At 63.1% G+C, this 20,648-nt stretch carries 21 protein-coding genes and 1 riboswitch; of the genes, 7 read left to right on the forward strand and 14 right to left on the reverse strand.

Annotated features, from left to right (window positions below):
• Positions 1-22: 22 nt before the first annotated feature.
• From vapB to RVM26_RS03895, 4 genes are all read left to right on the forward strand, one after another.
• On the forward strand, positions 23-253 hold the full coding sequence (gene vapB / locus RVM26_RS03880; protein ID WP_039177604.1) for a type II toxin-antitoxin system VapB family antitoxin: 231 nt from the start codon (positions 23-25) through the stop codon (positions 251-253).
• Positions 253-663 (forward strand): type II toxin-antitoxin system tRNA(fMet)-specific endonuclease VapC, encoded by a 411-nt coding sequence (gene vapC, locus RVM26_RS03885; protein ID WP_016913422.1) that lies wholly within the window; start codon positions 253-255, stop codon positions 661-663. The genes vapB and vapC overlap by 1 nt, the downstream gene beginning before the upstream one ends.
• Positions 664-732: 69 nt before the next feature.
• Complete coding sequence (locus RVM26_RS03890; RefSeq protein WP_498940931.1) at positions 733-1,065, forward strand: hypothetical protein; 333 nt, start codon at positions 733-735, stop codon at positions 1,063-1,065.
• Positions 1,005-1,271 (forward strand): hypothetical protein, encoded by a 267-nt coding sequence (locus tag RVM26_RS03895; protein WP_498940933.1) that lies wholly within the window; start codon positions 1,005-1,007, stop codon positions 1,269-1,271. The genes RVM26_RS03890 and RVM26_RS03895 overlap by 61 nt, the downstream gene beginning before the upstream one ends.
• Positions 1,272-1,309: 38 nt before the next feature.
• Here RVM26_RS03895 and atzF read toward each other — a convergent pair whose 3' ends face one another.
• The 10 genes from atzF to epmB all read right to left on the reverse strand — a co-directional run bounded on the left by atzF (position 1,310) and on the right by epmB (position 14,212).
• Positions 1,310-3,130 carry an allophanate hydrolase gene (gene atzF, locus RVM26_RS03900; RefSeq protein ID WP_498940935.1) on the reverse strand — a complete coding sequence of 607 codons (1,821 nt, stop codon included), beginning with the start codon at positions 3,128-3,130 and terminating at the stop codon, positions 1,310-1,312.
• Positions 3,131-3,168: 38 nt separating this feature from the next.
• Positions 3,169-3,885: a hypothetical protein gene (locus RVM26_RS03905; protein WP_498940937.1), complete on the reverse strand. Its 717-nt coding sequence runs from the start codon at positions 3,883-3,885 to the stop codon at positions 3,169-3,171.
• Complete coding sequence (locus RVM26_RS03910) at positions 3,882-4,961, reverse strand: isopenicillin N synthase family dioxygenase (RefSeq protein ID WP_498940940.1); 1,080 nt, start codon at positions 4,959-4,961, stop codon at positions 3,882-3,884. The genes RVM26_RS03905 and RVM26_RS03910 overlap by 4 nt, the downstream gene beginning before the upstream one ends.
• Positions 4,958-8,578: an acetyl-CoA carboxylase biotin carboxylase subunit family protein gene (uca, locus tag RVM26_RS03915; RefSeq protein WP_498940942.1), complete on the reverse strand. Its 3,621-nt coding sequence runs from the start codon at positions 8,576-8,578 to the stop codon at positions 4,958-4,960. Before uca ends, RVM26_RS03910 begins: the two co-directional genes overlap by 4 nt.
• Positions 8,579-8,657: 79 nt before the next feature.
• Positions 8,658-9,296: an urea carboxylase-associated family protein gene (locus tag RVM26_RS03920; protein ID WP_498940945.1), complete on the reverse strand. Its 639-nt coding sequence runs from the start codon at positions 9,294-9,296 to the stop codon at positions 8,658-8,660.
• Positions 9,297-9,306: 10 nt separating this feature from the next.
• Complete coding sequence (locus tag RVM26_RS03925) at positions 9,307-10,029, reverse strand: urea amidolyase associated protein UAAP1 (protein ID WP_213262993.1); 723 nt, start codon at positions 10,027-10,029, stop codon at positions 9,307-9,309.
• Entirely contained in the window at positions 10,026-10,832 is an 807-nt protein-coding gene (locus RVM26_RS03930; RefSeq protein WP_039177589.1) for an ABC transporter ATP-binding protein, read from the reverse strand. The genes RVM26_RS03925 and RVM26_RS03930 overlap by 4 nt, the downstream gene beginning before the upstream one ends.
• Positions 10,829-11,656: an ABC transporter permease gene (locus RVM26_RS03935; RefSeq protein WP_081136957.1), complete on the reverse strand. Its 828-nt coding sequence runs from the start codon at positions 11,654-11,656 to the stop codon at positions 10,829-10,831. The genes RVM26_RS03930 and RVM26_RS03935 overlap by 4 nt, the downstream gene beginning before the upstream one ends.
• A 73-nt stretch (positions 11,657-11,729) precedes the next feature.
• Positions 11,730-12,803 (reverse strand): putative urea ABC transporter substrate-binding protein, encoded by a 1,074-nt coding sequence (locus tag RVM26_RS03940; protein ID WP_189462894.1) that lies wholly within the window; start codon positions 12,801-12,803, stop codon positions 11,730-11,732.
• Between the two features lie 58 nt (positions 12,804-12,861).
• A riboswitch (guanidine-I (ykkC/yxkD leader) is annotated at positions 12,862-12,980 on the reverse strand.
• A 209-nt stretch (positions 12,981-13,189) separates the two neighbouring features.
• Entirely contained in the window at positions 13,190-14,212 is a 1,023-nt protein-coding gene (gene epmB / locus RVM26_RS03945) for an EF-P beta-lysylation protein EpmB (RefSeq protein ID WP_498940948.1), read from the reverse strand.
• Positions 14,213-14,324: 112 nt separating this feature from the next.
• Here epmB and efp point away from each other — a divergent pair, with 112 nt between their 5' ends.
• Together efp and epmA are read left to right on the forward strand one after the other, a co-directional pair.
• A complete protein-coding gene (gene efp, locus RVM26_RS03950) occupies positions 14,325-14,891 on the forward strand; it encodes an elongation factor P (protein ID WP_016913434.1) in 567 nt (188 codons plus the stop codon).
• Between the two features lie 70 nt (positions 14,892-14,961).
• Positions 14,962-15,942: an EF-P lysine aminoacylase EpmA gene (epmA, locus tag RVM26_RS03955; protein ID WP_016913435.1), complete on the forward strand. Its 981-nt coding sequence runs from the start codon at positions 14,962-14,964 to the stop codon at positions 15,940-15,942.
• A gap of 22 nt (positions 15,943-15,964) precedes the next feature.
• Here epmA and asd read toward each other — a convergent pair whose 3' ends face one another.
• The 3 genes from asd to rsgA are packed head-to-tail and all read right to left on the reverse strand — an operon-like array spanning position 15,965 to position 18,778.
• Positions 15,965-16,807, reverse strand: a complete 843-nt coding sequence (gene asd / locus RVM26_RS03960) for an archaetidylserine decarboxylase (RefSeq protein ID WP_016913436.1) — start codon at positions 16,805-16,807, stop codon at positions 15,965-15,967.
• 52 nt (positions 16,808-16,859) lie between these two features.
• Positions 16,860-17,699 carry a sulfurtransferase gene (locus RVM26_RS03965; protein WP_081136963.1) on the reverse strand — a complete coding sequence of 280 codons (840 nt, stop codon included), beginning with the start codon at positions 17,697-17,699 and terminating at the stop codon, positions 16,860-16,862.
• Positions 17,700-17,752: 53 nt separating this feature from the next.
• Positions 17,753-18,778, reverse strand: a complete 1,026-nt coding sequence (rsgA, locus tag RVM26_RS03970) for a small ribosomal subunit biogenesis GTPase RsgA (protein WP_026001635.1) — start codon at positions 18,776-18,778, stop codon at positions 17,753-17,755.
• A gap of 146 nt (positions 18,779-18,924) precedes the next feature.
• Here rsgA and orn point away from each other — a divergent pair, with 146 nt between their 5' ends.
• A complete protein-coding gene (orn, locus tag RVM26_RS03975; RefSeq protein ID WP_498940952.1) occupies positions 18,925-19,509 on the forward strand; it encodes an oligoribonuclease in 585 nt (194 codons plus the stop codon).
• Between the two features lie 16 nt (positions 19,510-19,525).
• Here the strand turns inward: orn and queG are convergent, their stop codons facing one another.
• Positions 19,526-20,635 (reverse strand): epoxyqueuosine reductase, encoded by a 1,110-nt coding sequence (gene queG / locus RVM26_RS03980; protein ID WP_498940953.1) that lies wholly within the window; start codon positions 20,633-20,635, stop codon positions 19,526-19,528.
• Between the last annotated feature and the right edge of the window lie 13 nt (positions 20,636-20,648).

Genomic DNA, 20,648 nt, shown 5'->3' on the forward strand with positions numbered 1-20,648 from the left:
GTCCTGGCACAGGAGTATGATCATGGAACAAGGCGCAGTCTTTCAGAGTAATCGAAGCCAGGCGGTTCGACTGCCCAAAGCGTTGGCTCTGCCAGAAGGTGTAAAACGAGTCGACATCGTGGCCATTGGTCGTACCCGGGTTATATCGCCAGCCGGGGAGGCCTGGGATAGCTGGTTTGAGGGTGAAGGCGTGAGCGCTGACTTCATGTCGTCACGTGAGCAGCCCCCCGAACAGGAACGAGACCTGTTTTGATGCTCAAGTTCATGCTCGATACCAATATCTGCATTTTCACGATTAAAAATCGTCCGCAAGAGGTTCGTGAGGCATTCAAACAGCATCATGGGCAGCTGTGCATCAGTACTGTCACACTGATGGAGTTGGTGTATGGTGCAGAAAAATCTGCTTTCCCTGAACGTAATTTAGCCACCATCGAAGGGTTTGCAGCCAGGCTGGACGTGTTGATGTACGACGAGGCAGCGGCATCGCATACAGGGCAGCTGCGCGCTGAACAAGCCAAGGTGGGCAAGCCCATAGGCCCTTACGATCAAATGATCGCCGGTCACGCGCGCTCACGAGGGCTGATACTGGTCACCAACAATATGCGCGAGTTCAAAGCAGTGCCGGGCTTGCGTGTAGAAGACTGGGTAGGCTCGGGGCAGTGACGCTCTATGGCGGGAGACCACCTAGTGTCAAAGCGATTATTCCAGCATAGAACAGCAGGATAGCCGTCAATGTGCAGAGGATGGGTAACACGGGTTGGGTGGGTCTTCGTGCTGATTGCCTTGGCAGCTGCAATATTGACCTCGGCTGCCTCCCGCGAGCCCTTCGAGCCACGACTGGTGCGGCTGGAAGCCCACAAGGCACTGCCTGCATTGCCCCTTGAGCAAGAGTCTCCTGAGATCAATGCGCTGATGCTGCACTACGCTTCCGATCAGGCGCTGTGGATGAGCGCCTGGCTGGCTGTCATGCTGCATGGCGACCTCGCCCGGGAGGTACTGCTCGCATGCGCGTGGCGGCAGTGGCGGGCACGGCCTACGTGGTGGTACGCCACCCCAGCCTGGTGAGCGCGCTAGGCGCCAATCTGGCCAACTGGCTTGGCTGGCCCACCTGGTTGGGGCAGTGGCTGCTGTGGTTCTTGGTCTTGCTGCCGCTGCTGATCATGGCCCGCTGGCTATATCGCTGGTTGATTTCCCCCTTGCTCTGGCTGCTACTGCCGGTGGCGCGCCTGTGCGCCAGGACGCTTGCACACGCGCCGAGGCAGCGTGGGTAGCGCCGCTCTGAGGTCATTGCTCAGAGCGGCGGGCGGTGTCAGGCGTGGCTGGCCAGCCACTTTCGCCAACTGCCGAATTCGGTAATGTCCCTGGCGGTACCGCTTTCGTTCAGCGCCCCGGCAGTGCAGATGAATCCACACGCCCAGCGGCCGCTGGCCAGCTCCACCTGCCCCAGCCCCAGCGGCGCGGGAATCCCGGCCAGAAAGCTGCCCACGGTCTCGACGGGCAGCCGCCATACCTCGACGTCAATGGCCTGGCCCCCCGCATCGCGCAGCAGCGCCGGACGCGAAGGCGGCCCGCCTGCCAGCGCGAACAGCTTGTAGCAAGGAGCCGTCTGGCTCGCTTCGTGCAGCACGCCGCCGCGCTCCGTCAGTTGGTGGTTGAGGGGTAAGCCGCTCAGGTGAGCGCCGCACACCACGATCTCCATGTGGCCGTCCTGGGCGGTGGTTGCCAAATCAGCGAGTGGCGGATGTGCAATGCCGGTTGCCCCCAGTGGCAGCATCACGCGTGCCTCCAGCGCCCGCGCCAACGACAGCAGCATCAGGTCGGCAAACGCCGGGCCGAACAGGGTGACCCCGGCAGGCAGGCCGCTCTCGGGCAATGCCACAGGTACCGCCAGGGCGCTGTAATCGAGCAGGTTCATGAAGTTGGTCCAGGTCCCCAGCCGTGAGTTCACGCCAATCGGGTCAGCGGCGACATCTGCCTTGGTGGGGTGGGTCACCGTGGTGGGGCTGAGCATCACATCTACCTGGGCGATGAGCGCATCGGCCTGGCGCTTGAATTCGGCGAGCTGATAGCGCGCATCGAAGGCATCGACCGCCAGCGGGGTGGCCCCGCCTTGCGTGATCTGAAACGTCACCGGGTGAACGGCTTCGGGGTGGCTGGCCATCAGCTCACGAATCACGTGGTAGCGCTCGGCCACCCAGGGGCCTTCGTAAAGCAGGCGCGCCGCCGCCAGCAGTGGCGCGCAGTCCAGCTCGACCTTTTCACCGCCCAGCGCTTCAAGGTGGGCAATGGCCTGGTGCATGCCCTGGGTGTAGGCCGCATCCGTTTGCCATTGGGTTTCGGGCGGTACGCCAAAGCGGAACGCGGAAGGGGCCTTTCCATAGCGTCTGGCGTGCACGGCAAAATCGTGCTTTCGCGACCAGGCGCACTGATCATCATAGGCAGCGGTAATGCTGAGCACTTTCGCGGCATCGTCGGCGGTGAAGGTAAACAGGCTGATGGTGTCCAGCGTTGCGCAGGCGGGTACTACGCCGCGGGTGCTGAGCAGGCCAAGGCTTGGCTTGACCCCGTACAAGTTGTGAAAACAGGCCGGCACACGGCCTGAGCCCGCCGTATCGGTACCGAGAGCAAAGCTGACCATGCCTGCCGCCGTGACCACCGCCGAGCCACTGCTGGAGCCACCCGGCACCCGCGTCGGGTCGAAGGCATTGGCGGGCGTGCCGTAAACCTCCAGCGCCCGTTCACCGACCAGCCCCGTGGCAAACTGATCCAGGTTGGTTTTGCCCATGGGGATCGCCCCCGCATCGATCAACCGCTGCACGACGAAAGCGTGTTCGCTGGGCGTGTAGGCAAAAGCAGGACACCCCGCCGTGGTCGGAACGCCCGCCAGGTCGATATTGTCCTTGATCGCAAACGGAATGCCGTACAGGGGCAGGGTCTCCGGCGATTCGCCTTCCAGACGTTGGAGGTAGGGCGCTAATTGCTCACGCGTCAGCCGGGTGATCCAGGCAGGGTCATGGCCGTGTGTATCGGCCAGGGAGAGCAGGTGTTCTACCAGTCGTGCAGGTGTCAGGTTGCCCTGCCGATAGGCGCTGTGCAGGCTGGCGATATCCAGCGCTTGGGTGAGTGCCATGGTGGTCTCCTAATCTAGTGCTGAGCTAGTGGTTTTACCTAGCCGTTCTGGGTCGTGTCGAGCTTGAGTGGCGTGTCGTTCATTGGCGTGGCTGGGTGACCTATGCGCCAGGGGTGGGTCGAAAGACGAATCTGCCACCCTTGCCCATCGCGCTCCAGATAGTCCATGCACAGGCTGGCTCGCCAGCGCAGTGCGTCGTCGCTGGCCTTTTCCAGTGGCGTGTAAAGCGAGTCATGGTGGCCTGATGCGGGGCGCGGAGTGATGGCCATGGCATGGTCACCGATCTGAAACCAGCGTAGCTGCCCTTGGGCGTCGGTGCGCACTAGCTCGTGTTGGCCGGGGGTGCATTGGCGTTGCCAGTGTTCGACGTAGCGCCCGTGGGGGTGCTGCTCTTCGAGCAGGTGATCATCGAGCCAGGCCAGGTGGCCGACGTCTTTTTCCAGGCTGGGGTTCAGGTCCTGCAGGCGGTGCCAAGTGCATACCGGCCCGTCGATCTGGGTGATGCCGACGAACCCGGTCAGATGGGCGAGCCATTCGAGCTGCGCTCGACTGCACGCACCCAGGTGCTCGATGCCTGCCAGCGCATCGTGACGGGCGGGAAGGCGCAGGTCGGCATGCCACTGAGCGCCCTGTAGCCAGACCACCTGGGTGCCGGTATCCGTGTACTGGTAGGGCGGCTGAGCGGGCTCGGCATAGAGCGTGCGCTTCCAGACGCCCCGAAACTCGGTTGGTGTGGCGGGGAGTGGTAGGGTCATGAGGCGGGCTTCTTGTCCTGGGGGTGCGAGTGCTTGCCGTGCTGGCCCAGGCTACCCACCTCTCGGGCACCTTCGGGAAGCGTAATCTCACCCTTTGTCAAACGCTCGCGCAGGTAGCGGAAGGTCTGGATCGTTTGGGCGTAGAGGTGATCGCCCGCTTTGAGCGGTGCATAATGAGCTTTGCCGTGGCGCTCGACCAATTCAGGCAGCGGTGCCACTTCAGTATGGTAATCGCAGGCGAAAAACAGCGGGAAAGAGTAGCGCTCCTGTTTAACTTTGCGCACTCGATGGGAGGTCGCCACAAATTCGCCGTTGCTCCAAATTTCCAGCATGTCGCCAATATTGACGACTAATGCATCCTCTTGATAGGGGACATCGATCCATTTGCCTGCACCATTCATGACCTCGAGCCCCGGTGCAGTGGGTAGCAGCAGCGTGAAGCACTCGTAGTCGGTATGGGCACCGATGCCTTGGGCATCTTCGGCATCAGGGTTATACGGATAGTGGATCAATCGCAGTTGGCTGGGCGGCTTGGTGACGTGGCGCAGTAGCTGCTGCTCATCAAGACCCAATGCTCGGGCAAAGCCGCCCATGAGTGCCCGGCCCACTTGGTAGGCAGCCTCGTAGTAGGCGGCGATAGGCTCGCGGAAACCGTCAAGGTCGGGCCAGGGGTTGGGGCCGAGGAGTGGCGTACCTGCCAACACCTCTGGGTCGTCACTGGGCAGTTCAAAGGCAAGATCAAACGCCTCTTTCATGTCCGGCTTGTTAGGGTCTGGCGACTCTTCACCAGGAGGAACATAGCCTCGGTGGTGATGGTAGAGGCCGATGTAGCGCTCCATTTTGATGGCTTCAGGTTGGGCAAAGAAGCGTTTGGCTTGAGTAATCAAACCCTCGCGAAGCGGGAGGTCGATACCGTGGCCCACCATTTGAAAGAATCCCACGTCTCGTGCGGCGCGACCAAGGTTATCCGCAACCGCTTGGCGTGCAGCGGCATCACCATGGAGTAAACCGCTAATGTCGATAACGGGGATTGCTTGAAAGTCAGCTAAGCGCTGGTCGGCGGTGATCTGGCTCATGCGCTTACCTCCTGTTCACTGGTGAGCACCACAAGTGGTTGCCCCGGCGCAATGGAAGCGCCCTCAGAAAGGGGTAAGCGAGCAACACGGCCAGCGCAGTGGACGGTGATCTCAACTTCCATTTTCATCGACTCCACCAGTGCCACTGGCTGGCCAGCCGTTACCAGATCACCCTCTTCCACCAGCAATTTCCACAGACTGCCGGTGACGGGGCTTTCGATGCCTATTTCGTGATCATCCAACGCGGTGACTTCGGTGGCTTCCGGGGCCTGATCTTCAAAGGTGAACTGGCCATTGGCACGCCAGGCGGCCATTTCGGCCTGGAAGGCGGCTTCACGTTTTGAGCGGAAGGTCTCAATTGCCGAGGCATGTTTGTCGATGTCGGCCTGGTAGTCCGCCAAGCGAAAGCGAGTCGTTTCAATGGACAACTCGTAACGACCATGGGGGAAGTCGCGGCGAATTTGCACCAGCGCCTCGTGGCTGACCTCATGAAAACGCAGTTGATCAAAAAAGCGCAGCAGCCAGGGGTTCTCGAAGTGGGCCGTGGTGCGATAGCGGTTCCACATCTGCAGGGTGCGCCCCACGAACTGGTAGCCGCCAGGGCCTTCCATGCCATAGACGCACAGGTAGGCGCCGCCGATACCCACCGAGTTTTCGGCGGTCCAGGTGCGGGCCGGGTTGTATTTGGTGGTAACCAGCCGCTGGCGCGGGTCGAGGGGCGTGGCGACCGGTGCGCCGAGGTAGACGTCCCCTAGCCCCATGACGAGATAGCGGGCGTTGAAGACGATGTCGCGCACCTGCTGCTCGCTTTCCAGCGCATTGATGCGGCGTATGAAGTCCAGGTTGCTGGGGCACCAGGGGGCGTCGGGTCGCACGCTGCGCTGGTACTTGTCCACCGCTTCCTGACAGGCGGGGTCGTCCCAGGAGAGCGGCAGGTGCACCACGCGGGACTCCACTTCCAGCGACTCGACATCCACCAGCGCCTGTTCGGCCTGGCGCAGGTGGGCGAGCAGCTGGTCGAGGCTTAGCTCGCGGGGCTCGTAGTGGAGCTGCAGGGAGCGAATGCCCGGCGTCAGCTCGCGCAGCCCCACCACTGGGTGCTCGCGTAGCCACAGCATCCAGGCGTGGACCCGAAAGCGCAGCGCGATATCCAGCTCCATGGTGCCGAATTCGATCAGCAGGAAGTCGTCACCTGCGCGGCGGTAGACGATGCGCTCGCCTGCCTGGGCAGCATCGACCTCGCGGAGCAGCGGCGAGCCGCGCTTGGCCTCACAAACGGGCGTGGGCTGGGCGGACAGCTGCTGCAACTGCGTCAACTGATGCACTTCCAGGGCGCGGGCATCTTCCAGGCGGATCGGCACGAAGCGCACCTTGTCGCCTGCCGTCAGTTGGCCCAGCTTCCAGCGTTCGGCGCGCACGACCGTGGCCGGGCAGACGAAGCCGCCCAGTGAGGGGCCGTCGGGGCCCAGGATGACCGGCATGTCGCCGGTGAAGTCGATGGTGCCGAAGGCGTAGGCGTTGTCATGAATATTGGAGGGGTGAAGCCCCGCCTCGCCGCCATCGGCGCGTGCCCAGGTGGGCCGAGGGCCGATGAGCCTGACGCCGGTGCGGCTGGAGTTGTAGTGGACTTCCCATTCATGGTCGAAAAAGCGCTCGATATCCTCGTCGGTAAAGAAGTCCGGGGCGCCGTGGGGGCCGTAGAGAACCGCAATGCAGGTCACCTCCGGGCCGCCAAAGGTGGGGATCAGCGCTGGGTCCAGCGTCTTGACGGGCGCAGCTGAAAACGCGGGCAGGTCCAGCATGTCGCCACTGCGCAGAGCGCGACCACCGTGGCCACCAAACTGGCCCAGCGTGAAGGTGCTGCGTGAGCCCAGGTAGCGGGGGCAGTCGATGCCGCCCCGCACCAGCAGGTACGCGCGGGCGCCCACGGCGGCCTTGCCCAGGGTCAGGGTGGCGCCGGCTGGCACGTCGATGACCTGCCAGCCGGAGATGGCGGTGCCATCGAGGGTGGCAGGCAGCTCGGCGCCCGCCAGCACGATCTGGGTGGCGCGATGAAAGCGCAGCGTGGGGCCATTCAGGGTGATTTCGAGCCCGGCGGCCTCGTCGGGGTTGCCCAGCAGCCGATTGCCCAAGCGAAACGACCAGTCGTCGAAGGGACCGGATGGGGGAACACCCACGTCCCAGTGGCCTTGACGCCCCGGGTAATCCTGCACGGTGGTCAGCGTGCCTGGGCTGAGCACTTCCATGGCGGGAGGGGTCCATGCCAGCTGGGTGAGCCAGTGCGTGTCGATCTGGGCGGCGTCGAAGCGGGCGTCCCTCAGCACATGGGCCAGCCAGCGGCGATTGGTGGCAATGCCATACACCGAGGCGTCTTCCAGGGCCGTGGCCAGCCGGGCAATGGCCTGTTGGCGAGTGTCGGCATGGACCATCACTTTGGCCAGCATGGGGTCGAACAAGGGGGTGACTTCCAGGCCTGCTTCGAGGGCGTGGTCGATACGCAGGCCCTGGGCCTCGGGGAAGGTGACTTCGGTCAGCAGCCCCGCGCTGGGGCGGAAATCGTGCGCCGGGTCTTCGGCATACAGCCTGGCCTGCACGGCATGGCCACGGGGCTGCAGGCCCTCTGCCAGGCTCGCCAGCGGGGGGAGTGCCTGGCTACCGAGACGTACCATCCACTCGACGATATCGACCCCGTAGACCAGTTCGGTCACGCCGTGCTCGACCTGCAGACGGGTATTGACCTCCAGAAAGTAGAACGCTTCGCGTTCGGCATCGTAGATGAATTCGACGGTGCCCGCACTGCGGTAGTTGACCGCCTGGCCCAGCTGCACCGCCGTGGCGTGCAGGGAGCGCCGCACGGCATCAGGCAGGTTGGGAGCAGGGCACTCCTCGAGAACTTTCTGATGGCGCCGCTGGGTGGAGCAGTCCCGCTCGCCAAGGGCAATCACCTGCCCTTGGCCATCGCCGAACAGCTGCACTTCCAGATGGCGAGCACGGGCGATGTAGGCTTCGAGAAAGACGCCGCCATCGCCGAAGTTGCGCTCGCCCAGACCTTTCACCGAATCAAAAGCGCGTGCCAGCTCTGCCTGGGAGTGGCAGACCTGCATGCCGATGCCGCCACCGCCAGCGGTGGACTTGAGCATGACCGGGTAGCCGATACGCTCGGCGTGAGCCTTGGCGTCTTCCAGCGAGGCCAGCAGCGGTGAGCCGGGGACCAGCGGCACACCGGCCTGTTCGGCCAGCGCGCGGGCTTCGTGCTTCAAGCCGAACTGGCGGATCTGCTTGGCGGTCGGGCCCAGGAAGACCAGCCCGGCCGTATCGCAGACGCTGATGAAGCGGGTGTTTTCCGACAGGAAGCCGTAGCCGGGGTGAACCGCCTGGGCGCCGCTTTGCTGCGCAATGGCGATGAGCTTGTCGATGTTCAGATAGGTCTCGCTGGCGCCGCCTTCACCCAGCGAATAGGCTTCGTCGGCCTGGTGCACGTAGGGCGCATCGCGGTCGGCGTCGGCGTATACCACGACGCTCTGGATGCCGAGGGCGTTCAGCGTTCGCAGGATACGCGCGGCAATGGCCCCGCGATTGGCAATCAATACCTTGGACAATAACGGTGTCGTGGACATGGTGGTGCCTGCAAAGAAGGGCGGGCCGTCCCGCAGATGAATCAGCCCCTTGGGGTCGTCCCCAGGAGGAAAAGTGACCTCACTCCCAGACCAGCAGCTCGATGGGCGTCGGGTTGTAGCCGTTACAGGGGTTGTTGAGCTGAGGGCAGTTGGAGACCAGCACGATGACATCCATGTTGGCTTCCATCTCGACGTACTTGCCGGGGGCCGAAATACCGTCGGCAAAGGTCAGCCCGCCGTCGGCCGTCACCGGCACGTTCATGAAAAAGTTGATGTTGTGGGTGATGTCGCGTTTGGTCAGCCCGAACTCGGGATAGCGGGCAATGGCCTGCATCCAGTTGTCGCGGCAGGAGTGCATGTGGCGCTTTTCGAGATCGTAACGCACGGTATTGCTTTCGCTGGCGCAGGCACCGCCCAGGGTGTCGTGGCGGCCACAGGTATCGGCGGTGATGGTCAGCATGGTGCGGCCTTCACTGGATATCAGCCGGGTGCCCGCCGTCAGGTAAACCGCGCCCTGTTCGCGCACGGTATCCATGGCGCTGTAGCGTTCGGCGATGTCGTCGGCATTGAAGAACAGGGTGTCGGCGGCCTGGTTACCCTCCAGGTCCAGAATGCGCAGGGTCTGGCCGCGTTTCACGGTGCCGATGTAGTGGTCACCGGCCTCGACGGTGGTGCGGCGGACGGCGTTTTCAGGGCGTAAGGTGCTTTCGATGATCATGGTGTCCCCCTTAGAGGCCGAGGTGGTAGAGGCGATTGTTGGCAAAGCCACGTGCGTTTTCGGGCCGTGAGCGGTAGCAGGGGTCTTCCTCGGTGGGAGGCTCCGCCGTGCCTAGCGCGATATCGACGCCGCGACGGGGGTAGTGCGGGCTGGGGTCGAGGGGGTGCGGGCAGGTGTGCAGCAGCACCAGCGTATCCATCTCAAAACGCAGCGTGACGCGGCTGCCCGGCTGGCAGTGGTTGTCGACATAGCGCAGCTTGCCTGCGTCATCGCTCTCGACCCGTGAAAACAGGTTGAGGTTGGCCGCCAGATCGCGTCGGCCCAGGCCGTATTTCGCCAGCTCGACGAGAAAGGCATCGTGGCCGGTGCGGGTCCAGTCATTGTGAGCCTGCTGGTAGCGCACCGGCTGCCAGCCCTTGGCCAGAAGGTGGTGGGGCATCAGGTTGCCGCCCACGCTATCGTGCCAGCCCAGGGTGTCATGGGTGATCGACGCAAAGATGCGGCCCATGTCGGAATAGAGGCAGTGGCCCTGGGTGAGTTTGAAGGTGTGCTGGCACTTCAGGGTGTCCGGGAGGTTGAGGCGCTCCAGCAGGTTTTCCGGGTTGTAGCAGAGCAGCCCTACGTTGCTGTTGGCCTGCTGGGCTGACAGGGTCAGCGTAGTGCCGCGGCGCAGGCGCAGGGACCAGTGATGGCCGCCGGGCAGGTGCGTGGCGTAGTCCGCGTGGGTTGTCATGACAGCGTCTCCTGTACGTGGGTGGTCAGACCGCGTTCCGCCAGCGTGTCACTCAATGCCTGGGCGGAGTGTGCGCGGTTGGCCTGTTTGCCGATGGGCAGGTCGTAGGTGATGGTGGCGCCATAGGCCTCGGGGGCCTGGGGGTCGTGGCGAGTCTTGTCGAAGACCCACAGCCGCGTGCCAAGGGCGAAGGCTTCCGTGAGGTCGTGGGTGATCATGAAAATGGTCAGCGACTGCTCTTGCCAAAGCCGCGTGATCAGCGCGTGCATGTCCTGGCGAATGCCGGGGTCGAGCGCGCCGAACGGCTCGTCCAGCAGCAGTAGCCGAGGTTTCATCATCAGCGCCTGGGCAATGGCGAGGCGTTGCTGCATGCCGCCGGAGAGCTCGTGGGGGTACTTGTGCAGCGCATGGCCCAGGCCCACCTCTTCGATGCGCGCCGTGGCCACTTCGATGGCGCGCCGCCGGGATGCACCAAAGCGCTTGCCCAGCAGCGGGGCAGTCCGCAGCTCTTCGGCGATCATGACGTTGCCCAAGACGGTCAGGTGGGGGAAGACCGAATATTTTTGAAACACCACGCCTCGGTCGGGGCCGGGTTCGTCAGGAATGGGCTGGCCATCCAGCAGCAGGCTGCCTTTGGAGCGCTTTTCGGTGCCCAGCAGCATTTTCAGGAAGGTGGTCTTGCCGCAACCTGACGCGCCCACCAGTGTCACGAACTCGCCTTCCTCGACGGAGAAGTTGAGGTTTTCCAGCACCACGTGCTGGCCATAATGCTTTTCCAACCGGTGGGCGGAGAGCAGGCTCATGATTTGTCTCCTTCATCGGCGTGATACCAGGGGAAGGCCAGCCGTGATACCCAGGCCAGCAGTTGATCCAGCACGAAGGCCAGCAGGGTGATCCAGGCCACGTAGGGCAGAATCACGTCCATGGAGAGGTAGCGGCGCACCAGAAAGATGCGATAGCCAAGGCCCTCTTGGGCGGCAATTGCTTCTGCTGCAATCAGGAACAGCCAGGCGCTGCCCAGCGCCAGCCGTGTGGCATTGAGCAGCCGAGGCGTCAATTGAGGCAACAGCACTCGCAGCAGCACTTGCCAGGAGCTGGCGCCCAGGGTCTGGGCCTTGATCAACTGTTCGTCTGGCAGGCGCAGGGCGTGGCCCTGCAGGTCACGAATCAGAAAGGGCGTCACGCCCATCACGATCAACGCGATCTTGGCCGCTTCCCCGGTGCCAAAGGCGATGAACAGGATCGGCAGAATGGCCATGGGCGGTATCAGCGACGTTACCGTGATCAGCGGCGAGAGCTTGGCGCGCAGCAGCGGAATGCCGCCACTCAAGATGCCCACCACCAGGCCGATCAGCGCGCTGATGCCGACACCGATCAGCAGCCTTTCGAGGCTGGCGAAAGTGTCGGTCCACAATACGATCTGGCCGGTGCGCACGTTCTCGGCCGTGGCCAGGTGGTGAAAGGTCTGCGCCATGCTGCCAGGGGAAGGCAGCAGGCGGTCGTTGGGGTTGTCAGCCAGGCGAGCACTGGAGGCGCTCAGGTAGAGCATGCCCAGTACCAGAAACGGCACCAGTCCCAGCAGCCAGCGGCCGCCGCGCGAGGGCGACAGGTTAATCAAGCGCTTCATGGCAGGGTCCACCAGGTAAGTAAGGGGCAGAAGCGGCGAGCCGCCGCTTCATGGGGCGAATACCGTGGCCTCGTTACTGTGCGTCGAGGTACGCCTGAGTAAAGGAAGGATCGAAGCGCAGCTGCACGTTGCTCTCGTCACCGAAGATACCGCTGGGCGTTTCGATGCCCACCACGCCCGCGCTGGGTGCCATGTCGCCCAACAGCCCGTGGGTAAAGCTGAAGTCGGCCACTCGCTCCATGGTGTCCAACAGCTCGGGGCTTTCCATCAGCGCCACGGCTTCGGCGGGGTCGGTATACAGGTAGGTTGCCTCTAGCTGGGCACGGTAACCCTCCAGATCGGTGCCGGCGGCATCGGCCATGATCGTCAGCGCGTGCTCGTCATTGGCCTCGACAAGCGCCATGACCTCGTACCAGGCGCCCACCAGGGCGTGACCCAGGGCGGGGTAGTCGGCCAGGGTTTGGGTGTGCACCACCATCATGTCGAGAATTTCACCGGGGATTTCCGCCGAGGTGTATACCACCTGGCTGTCCGGCATCTCGGCGATGGTGCTGAGCTGCGGATTCCATGCGGCTACGGCTTCGGTACTGCTGCTGGAAAACAGGCCGACGATATCGGCGTCGGAGGTATTGACCGTTTCGATGTCGCGCTCGGTCAGCCCAACGCTCTCCAGGGCGCGTGCCAGAAAGTAGTGAGACACGCTGAACTGCACCAGATTGACCCGGCGGCCTTCGATATCCGCCAGCTCACCGCCCCCTTTGAGCACGATGCCGTCATTGCCGTTGGAGTAGTCGTTGATGATCAGTGCGGTGGAGTCGACGCCGCTGGCGGCAGGAATGGTCAGAGCGTCCATGTTGGTCATGGCGCAGCCATCGACGTTGCCCGAGGTGAACTGGTTGATGGACTCGACGTAGTCGTTGACCTGTATCACGTCGATAGCGATGCCGTGCTGCTCGGCCCATTTGTCGACGATGCCTTCGACATCGGCATAGGCCCAAGGCATCCAGCCTGCATAAATGGACCAGCAGACGCTGAATTGATCACGCTCCTGGGCATGTACGAAAGAGGGAGCCAGCGAGGTGGCCAGCAGGGCGGCCGAGAGCGGAGCCAGCAGATATTTACCAGGGGTGCGGATGGAACGGGTCATGAGAGCCTCCAGCGGCTAAGTAAAAACTCAGGGGGCATCGGCGCATCACTGTGCCTTATCCTCCCGGGCTTTTATCCCGCCGTGTAACCTTGCGCTTGCAAGGTCGATCGCTCTCGGACCAGCCACAACCATCAGGGGCGTTTCGTTGATGGTGTCGGAACCCTAGCGATCTATTGGAAACTCGATTGTGCGGCTGCGATAGCGGCCAATACCCCGTGTGTAACACCATGAACACAGCAAGATATTGGCCGCTTGCTTAAAAATGACGGTGAATCATGCGTTTGGCGACGTTTCTGACGAACAGGGCATGCAGCGTCGCTTTTGTCTGCGCATTTTTTTGGTGCGTTATCATTGGGCTTGCACCACGCTGTATCGGTTGTCAGCGCTTACAGCGGCGTCTTGCTCATCCTGCCCGGTACTTCTCGCACCAGCCTGGGCATCAGGAAGCCGGGCAGGTGTTCGAGCAACTGCTGGACCAGCGCTTTGGCGCGTTCGTCGGTGACGTCGTAGTGGGCTGCGCCTTGTACGGGGTCGAAGGCGTGCAAGTAATAGGGCAGTATCCCCGCCTCGAACAGTCGTTCGGAGAGCGTGGCCAGGGTCGTGACGTCATCGTTGATGTCGCGCAGCAGGACGCTCTGATTGAGCAGCGTGACGCCCGCCTGTTTGAGGCGCGCGCAGGCTGCGACCACGGCCTGGTCGATCTCGTTGGCGTGGTTGATGTGCAGCACCATTACCTTTTGCAGCCGGGTGTTGCCAAGCCAGCCCAGCAGGTGGTCATCCACCCGGTCCGGGATGACCACCGGCAGGCGCGTATGCAGCCGCAGTCGCTGCAGGTGGGGAATCTCTTCCAGCTGCGCGACCAGCCAGCTCAATTGCCTGTCGTTGGCGGCCAGCGGGTCGCCGCCGGAGAGAATCACTTCCCGAATGGCGCTGTCCTGGCGGATATAGCCAAGGGCCTCCTGCCATTGGGCTCGCGAAGGCGCGTGCTCCTGGTAGGGGAAGTGGCGGCGAAAGCAGTAGCGGCAGTTGATGGCGCAGGCCGGGCTGGCGATCAACAGCACGCGGTTGGTGTATTTATGGATCAGGCCTTTGGCCGGGCGGTGCTCGGCTTCTTCCAGTGGGTCGGTGACATAGCCAGGCGGCGACAGGGCTTCTTCGGCCAGCGGCAGGACCTGGCGCAGCAGCGGGTCGCCGGGGTCGTTGGGCGCGATGCGTGACAGGTACGCCTCGGGCACGCAGATATCGAACAGGCGATGCCCCGCCTGGGCTTCTTGCTGCCACTGGGCGTCCAGGCCAAGGCGCTGGCAGAGGGTTTGCGGGTCGCGAATGGCGCGGGATAGTTGCCGTTGCCAGGAGGCGGGCGCCTCGTCGGATATCGAGTGACCGGCAATGATGATGTTCTCCTGCAAAAAGCCCTCCTTCGGGTTATCATGCGCGCACTTGGCTACAAGGTTAACGACGGCGGAGCAGGGCTGCGCGCGTCACCGACTGAAACACACCATAGAACCATTGAGAGGCAGTATGGCGAACTATTCTACCAACGAATTCAAAGCGGGTTTGAAAGTAATGCTCGATGGCGATCCTTGTTCGATCGTCGAGAACGAGCTGGTCAAGCCTGGCAAGGGTCAAGCGTTCAACCGCGTCAAGCTGCGCAACCTGATGACTGGCCGTGTCGGTGAGCGCACCTTCAAGTCTGGCGACTCGCTGGAAGGCGCTGACGTCATGGATCTGGAGATGGAGTACCTCTACACCGACGGTGACATGTGGCACTTCATGAAGACCGACGGCTCTTTCGAGCAGTACGCGGTAGAGAAAAAAGCACTGGGCGAGACCGAAAAGTGGCTCAAGGAGCAGGTGCCCTACACCCTGACGCTGTGGAACGACAAGGCGATCTCGGTCACGCCGCCCAACTTCATCGAGCTGGAAGTCGTCGAAACCGACCCCGGCCTGAAAGGCGATACTGCTCAGGGCGGCTCAAAGCCTGCTACGCTTTCCTCGGGTGCCGTGGTACGCGTACCGCTGTTCATCAACCAGGGCGAAGTGTTGAAGATCGACACCCGCTCCGGTGAGTACGTATCACGCGCTTGATCGGCGTCACTTGCAAGCGGTAAGCAAAGCCACGCACTCTGCGTGGCTTTATGTTGTCAGGGAGAAGGGAATGACGGCCAGTTGGCAGCCAACAGCATCCATGGAGACGCTACGTGAGCGTGCGCGCCTGCTTGCGGCAGTGCGCCATTTTTTCGTATCACGCGATGTCATGGAAGTAGAGACCCCCGTCCTCGGGCAAGGGGGCAGTACCGATGTCAACCTCGTGTCGCTGGCGACGCGGGCACGCACGGACAAGGGCCAGCGCAAGCTGTGGCTGCAAACCTCGCCGGAATTTCACATGAAGCGGCTGCTGGCGGCGGGAAGCGGACCTATCTTTCAGCTGGCTCGGAGCTTTCGTGATGGAGAGGTGGGGTCGCGGCACAATATCGAATTCACCATGCTGGAGTGGTATCAGCCGGGCTATTCGCTCGCCCAGCTGATCGAAGAGACCACGGCGCTGGTCGCCCATGTGATGCCCAATGCTCCTGGGCCAGTGGTGCACTACCGCTACCGTGAGCTGTTTCATACGCATCTGGAAGTGGACCCTTTCACCACGTCGCTGGACACCCTGCGGCTGGTGGCGGCCGAGCGGGGCAGCATGCCCGCCAAGGCGTTGGCCGAGGAGGGGCGTGATACGTGCCTCGATCTGCTCATGGGCATGGTCATCGAGCCGCGCCTGGGCCAGCAGGAGCTGAGCGTGGTGGTGGATTATCCGGCCAGCCAGGCGGCACTCGCGCAGCGCCATCAGGATAGCGATGGGGAGTGGGTGGCGTCGCGGTTCGAGCTCTATCTGAACGGGGTCGAGCTGGCGAACGGCTACCATGAGCTGACCGATGCCGATGAACAGCGCCAGCGGTTTGCCCGCGATAACGAGGAGCGTCGTCGGTTGGGGCTGAGCGAAGTGGACGTGGACGAGCGGCTGCTGGCCGCGCTGGCCCATGGAATGCCTGCTGCCTCCGGTGTCGCGCTGGGCATCGACCGGTTGATACAGCAGGCCTTGGGCAAGGGGAAGCTGGAGGAAGTACTGGCGTTTGCTACCCCTGCCTGTTGAGGTTGGTCGTGCCGGGCGCTGGCTATGACGCCTGCGGCGTTGCCAGGGATTGGCCCATGGCCACCTTGGCGCCCAGCTCATGCTCGGCAAAGGTGATCGGCTTGGCGAAGCAGGTGACCACCGTGGAGCCCAGCTTGAAGCGGCCCATCTCGGCGCCTTTTTCGATCACGATGGGCTGGCCGAAGACCATCCGCTGGGGCGTGCCCGCCAGCGGGGTCACCTGGCCTGCCCAGACGGTCTCGATGGCGGCCACGATCATGGCACCCACCAGCACCATGGCCATGGGGCCGTGCTCGGTATCGAAGATACAGACCAGACGCTCATTGCGCGCAAACAGGCCGGGCACGTAGTTGGCGGTGGCCTGATTGACGGAAAACAGCCGCCCCGGCACGTAGATCATTTCGCGCAGTGTACCGGTCACCGGCATGTGCACGCGATGGTAATCCCGTGGGGAGAGGTACACGGTGGCAAAGCTGCCTGCCATGAACTCCTGGGCCAGCGCATCGTCCCCCCCCAGCAGCGTATGCACCGAATAGCGATGCCCCTTGGCTTGCACGATGTCGCCTGCGCACAGGCGGCCAAACTGTGAAAGGGTGCCGTCGGCCGGGCTGAGGATGCCATCGCCCAGGGGGCGGGCATCGGGCTTCAGCGCTCGGGTGAAGAAGTCGTTGAACGTGGCGTAGGCGGTAGGGTCCGGTTCCAGTGCCTGGCTCATGTCCACGTCGAAGCGTTTGATGAACGCTTTGATGACGGCATTCTTGACCCGTGGTTGATCGCACGCGGCGACCTTGCCCGTCAGCCGGGAAAGCGCGTGATGGGGCAGTGGGTACTGCAGTAGCGAAAAGGCTTTTTGAGAAACGGTCACAGTGGTGTCTTTGTCTCGATGTCGGTTGAGTGTCGTTGGCGCATGGCAGTCATCAGCGTTCGATGGGGGTATCGTCGCGATTGCCCCATTCGCCCCAGGAGCCCGCGTAGCCACGAATGTTGAAGCCCAGGGCCTTGCCCACCAGCCAGGTAAAGCTGCTGCGGTGGTGGCTTTGGCAGTGGGTGGCGATCTCCATGTCCGGTGTCAGGCCCAATGCGCCCAGTTCGGTGATCAGTTCGGCGTAGTCGCGAATGCGCAGCGCGCGTTGACGATCCATGGCGTCTACCCAATCCATGTTCACCGCGCCGGGGATGTGGCCCAGGTGCTTGTTGTTGCCACGCTCACCGTCGTATTCGGCCTTCGAACGGGCATCCCAGATGGCGAACTGCTTGTCGTTCAGCTTGTCGAGAATCTCGTCGCGGCTGATGGCGGCCTGGGGATTGAGAATGTCGGCCTGATAGTCACTGGGCGTGGGGGCCGTGGGCTCGGTGCTCTCTTCGAGGCCCGCGTCGCGCCATGCATGAATGCCGCCATTCAGGTAGGAGTAGCGGGTATGGCCAATCAGCTCCAGCGTCCACAGCAGGCGAGCAGCCCAGCCGCCACCCTCGTCATCGTAGGCCACCACGTGGGTATCACGGGTCAGGCCCATGGCGCTGAACAGCTGCGAGAGAAACGCCACGGAGGGCACGTCGTTGGGGACCGGGCCCTCGCCGCGCATCAGATAGCGGTAGTCGAGGTAAATGGCGCCGGGCACGTGCCCCTGCCGGTAGCTGTCGCCATTCAGTGGCACATCGACGATCAAGAGCTGAGGGTCGCCCAGATGCTCGACGAGCTGTTCTGGTTCGACGATCAGTGGCAGCACGTTGGTTTCGGAAGAGTGGCTGTTGGTCATGGTCGGCTCCCTGTCCCTGCAATGAAAGTAATCTGAGCCATCGGCGTCAGCCGTCAGGCCTGGGTGTTCAGGCTATCCAGTATGCGTCGGTAGCTGGTAAAACGCTCTGGGTGAATCTTGCCCGCCTCGACGGCATTCAGTAAAGCACAGCCGGGCTCATTGCGATGGCGGCAATCCCTGAAGCGGCATTGGCCCAGGTAGGGGTGAAACTCGATGAAGCCGTTGGTCACTTCCTGTTCATCGAGGTGCACCAGCCCGAATTCGCGGATGCCGGGGGAGTCGATCAGCTCGCCGTCGTGCACTTCGTCGCTGCGCATGGCGTAGAGCCTGGCGGTGGTGGTGGTGTGAGTACCCTTGCGCGAATCTTCCGAGAGGGCGCCGATGCGCAGGGTCTCGTCCGGCAGCAGCAGATCGATCAGCGAAGATTTGCCTACCCCGCTCTGGCCGACGAACACCGAGGTACGGCCCTCCAGCTGCTGACGCAGGGCGTTCAGGCCGTCAGGGTTGGCCGTGGTGGTACGCACCACCCGATAGCCCAGTTGGCGGTAACGCTCCAGCAGTTGGCCGAGTTCGCCACCGCCTTCCGGCAGCAGGTCGGTCTTGTTGAGCACCAGTACGGGCGTGATGCCGGTGGCCTCGGCGGCGACCAGGTAGCGGTCGATCAGGTTGGGGTGCGGCGCGGGCTCCACCGCAAAGACGATCAGCAGCTGGTCGATGTTGGCGGCCACCGGCTTGAGCTGCCCTCTGGCATCCGGGCGCTTGAGGATGGTGTCGCGCTCCTCTCGGGCCACCACGACGCCAGAGCCATCCTGACCCGCTCGCCAGATCACCCGGTCGCCGGTCACCAGCCCTTCCAGGTTGGCGCGCAGATGGCAGCGTACCGGGGTGCCGTCGGCATCGCGGACTTCCAGGGTGCGGCCGAAGTGGGCCATCACACGGCCTGGCTGTTCGGGACCATACTCCCCGGCGGAGAGTTTTTCGGCGTCCCGCGCGTCGCGTTTTTCCGCCCGCTGAGCGCGCTCGGCCTGGATTTTTTCGACGCGCCACTGCTGCTGACGGCTTAATTTACGTTTGCTCATGACCACCCGAAGATCGTTACAATGGCAGGCATTGTAACCACCTGAGCCACCCGCTGTCCCCTACGGGGTGCGGTGCAAGGCAATATAAGCGACACTTTTATGCACATCGCTCGTGTTGAAGCGACTTTGGCCAAGGAATGAGACGAATGAGTGAGCAAGCCGTCACCCCGCGCAGCGACCTGCTGGTATGGATCGATCTGGAGATGACCGGCCTGGAGCCGAACAAGGAGCGCATCATCGAAGTGGCCACGCTGATCACCGATGCGCATCTCAACGTGGTGGCCGAAGGGCCGGTGATTGCCGTCAAGCAACCGGACAGCCTGCTGGCCGCCATGGATGAGTGGAATCAGAAAACTCACGGTGAGTCGGGGCTCGTGGCGCGGGTCAAGGCCAGCCAGGTGAGTACCGAAGAGGCCGAGCAGCAGACGCTGGCGTTTTTGAGCCGCTACGTGGTGCCCGGCTCATCGCCCATGTGTGGCAACAGCATCCATCAGGATCGCCGCTTTCTGGAGCGTGAGATGCCCGCCCTGTGGAGCTTCTTCCACTACCGCAACCTGGATGTGTCCAGCGTCAAGGAACTGGCCAAGCGCTGGAACCCGAGTGCGCTGGAAGGGTTCAAGAAGCGCAACGTGCATTTGGCGATGGACGACATCAAGGAGTCGATTGCCGAGCTTGCCCACTATCGCAGCACCTTCCTGCGCGTGGCGCCCGGCAGCGACGAGCAGCGTTGATCCGCGCTGACGCTTTTCAGCCTTGCGTCGCGATGCGCGCTGCGCGTTTCTGGTGCTGCTCTGCCAGTGCCCAGACCACGTGCTCGCGGACCAGCGCGCTGGGGTAGGCGCGGCGTGCCCACAGGGCGGCTTCGACGTCACTGCTCCAGGGCGCATTGCCCAGGCCCACCGCCAGGTTGCGTAGCCAACGCTCGTAGCCGATGCGGCGTATCGGGCTCCCGGCAGTCTTGTCAAGAAACTCCGCCTCGCTCCAGCCGAACAGAGTGACGAGCGAGGCGCGGTCGAGATCGTGACGCGGAGCAAAATCCTGCTCCTGGGTCGGGCGTGTGAAGCGGGTAAACGGGCAGACCAGCTGGCAGTCATCGCACCCATAGACACGGTTGCCCATGGCCCGGCGGTACTCCACGGGGATCGCGCCGTGCAGTTCGATGGTCAGGTAGGAGACGCATTTGCGCGAATCGACGACCTTGTCATCGATGATGGCGCCGGTGGGGCAGGCCGTGCGGCAGGCGCTGCAGCTGCCGCAGTGCTCTCGCTCGAAGGGCGGGTCCACGGGCAGGGGCAGGTCGGTATACAGCTCGCCGAGAAAGAACAGCGAGCCAGCCTGGGGGTTGAGCAGCATGGCGTTCTTGCCGAACCAGCCAAGCCCTGCCTTCTGGGCCAAGGCACGCTCCATGACCGGGGCCGAGTCGACGAAAGCGCGAAAGCCAAAGGCGCCCACCTCTTGCTCGATCTGCCGCGCCAGCTGGGCCAGCCGTTTGCGCATCAGTTTGTGGTAGTCGCGCCCCAGGGCATAGCGCGATACATAGGCACGCTGGGGCTGCCCCAGTACTTTGGTGGTGGCAACGTCGGCGGGCAGGTAGTCCATGCGCACGCTGATCACCCGCTGTGTGCCGGGTTCCAGCTCGGCTGGGCGGGTGCGCTTGGTGCCGTGCTTGGCCATGAAGCCCATGTCGCCGTGGTAGCCCTGTTCCAGCCAGCGCTCGAGATGGCGCTCGTGGACGGCAAGATCGGTATCGGTGATGCCGACCTGCTGAAAGCCCAGCTCGCGCCCCCAGCGCTTGATTCGCTCGGCGAGTTGCTGGAGTTGCTCGGCAGAGAGTGAAAAATCAGAGGAAGGTGGCATGGTTGATCAACGT

Origin of the sequence: Halomonas sp. KM072 (assembly GCF_050710315.1) — a bacterium.
Lineage (GTDB): Bacteria > Pseudomonadota > Gammaproteobacteria > Pseudomonadales > Halomonadaceae > Vreelandella > Vreelandella hamiltonii.

Excerpts from the sequence above, each read along its gene's own strand:
- vapB (WP_039177604.1), top strand. The coding sequence starts at position 23 with ATGGAACAAGGCGCAGTCTTTCAGAGTAATCGAAGCCAGGCGGTTCGA.
- vapC (WP_016913422.1), top strand. The coding sequence starts at position 253 with ATGCTCAAGTTCATGCTCGATACCAATATCTGCATTTTCACGATTAAA.
- RVM26_RS03890 (WP_498940931.1), top strand. The coding sequence starts at position 733 with ATGTGCAGAGGATGGGTAACACGGGTTGGGTGGGTCTTCGTGCTGATT.
- RVM26_RS03895 (WP_498940933.1), top strand. The coding sequence starts at position 1,005 with ATGCGCGTGGCGGCAGTGGCGGGCACGGCCTACGTGGTGGTACGCCAC.
- atzF (WP_498940935.1), bottom strand. The coding sequence starts at position 3,130 with ATGGCACTCACCCAAGCGCTGGATATCGCCAGCCTGCACAGCGCCTAT.
- RVM26_RS03905 (WP_498940937.1), bottom strand. The coding sequence starts at position 3,885 with ATGACCCTACCACTCCCCGCCACACCAACCGAGTTTCGGGGCGTCTGG.
- RVM26_RS03910 (WP_498940940.1), bottom strand. The coding sequence starts at position 4,961 with ATGAGCCAGATCACCGCCGACCAGCGCTTAGCTGACTTTCAAGCAATC.
- uca (WP_498940942.1), bottom strand. The coding sequence starts at position 8,578 with ATGTCCACGACACCGTTATTGTCCAAGGTATTGATTGCCAATCGCGGG.
- RVM26_RS03920 (WP_498940945.1), bottom strand. The coding sequence starts at position 9,296 with ATGATCATCGAAAGCACCTTACGCCCTGAAAACGCCGTCCGCCGCACC.
- RVM26_RS03925 (WP_213262993.1), bottom strand. The coding sequence starts at position 10,029 with ATGACAACCCACGCGGACTACGCCACGCACCTGCCCGGCGGCCATCAC.
- RVM26_RS03930 (WP_039177589.1), bottom strand. The coding sequence starts at position 10,832 with ATGAGCCTGCTCTCCGCCCACCGGTTGGAAAAGCATTATGGCCAGCAC.
- RVM26_RS03935 (WP_081136957.1), bottom strand. The coding sequence starts at position 11,656 with ATGAAGCGCTTGATTAACCTGTCGCCCTCGCGCGGCGGCCGCTGGCTG.
- RVM26_RS03940 (WP_189462894.1), bottom strand. The coding sequence starts at position 12,803 with ATGACCCGTTCCATCCGCACCCCTGGTAAATATCTGCTGGCTCCGCTC.
- efp (WP_016913434.1), top strand. The coding sequence starts at position 14,325 with ATGGCGAACTATTCTACCAACGAATTCAAAGCGGGTTTGAAAGTAATG.
- epmA (WP_016913435.1), top strand. The coding sequence starts at position 14,962 with ATGACGGCCAGTTGGCAGCCAACAGCATCCATGGAGACGCTACGTGAG.
- RVM26_RS03965 (WP_081136963.1), bottom strand. The coding sequence starts at position 17,699 with ATGACCAACAGCCACTCTTCCGAAACCAACGTGCTGCCACTGATCGTC.
- rsgA (WP_026001635.1), bottom strand. The coding sequence starts at position 18,778 with ATGAGCAAACGTAAATTAAGCCGTCAGCAGCAGTGGCGCGTCGAAAAA.
- orn (WP_498940952.1), top strand. The coding sequence starts at position 18,925 with ATGAGTGAGCAAGCCGTCACCCCGCGCAGCGACCTGCTGGTATGGATC.
- queG (WP_498940953.1), bottom strand. The coding sequence starts at position 20,635 with ATGCCACCTTCCTCTGATTTTTCACTCTCTGCCGAGCAACTCCAGCAA.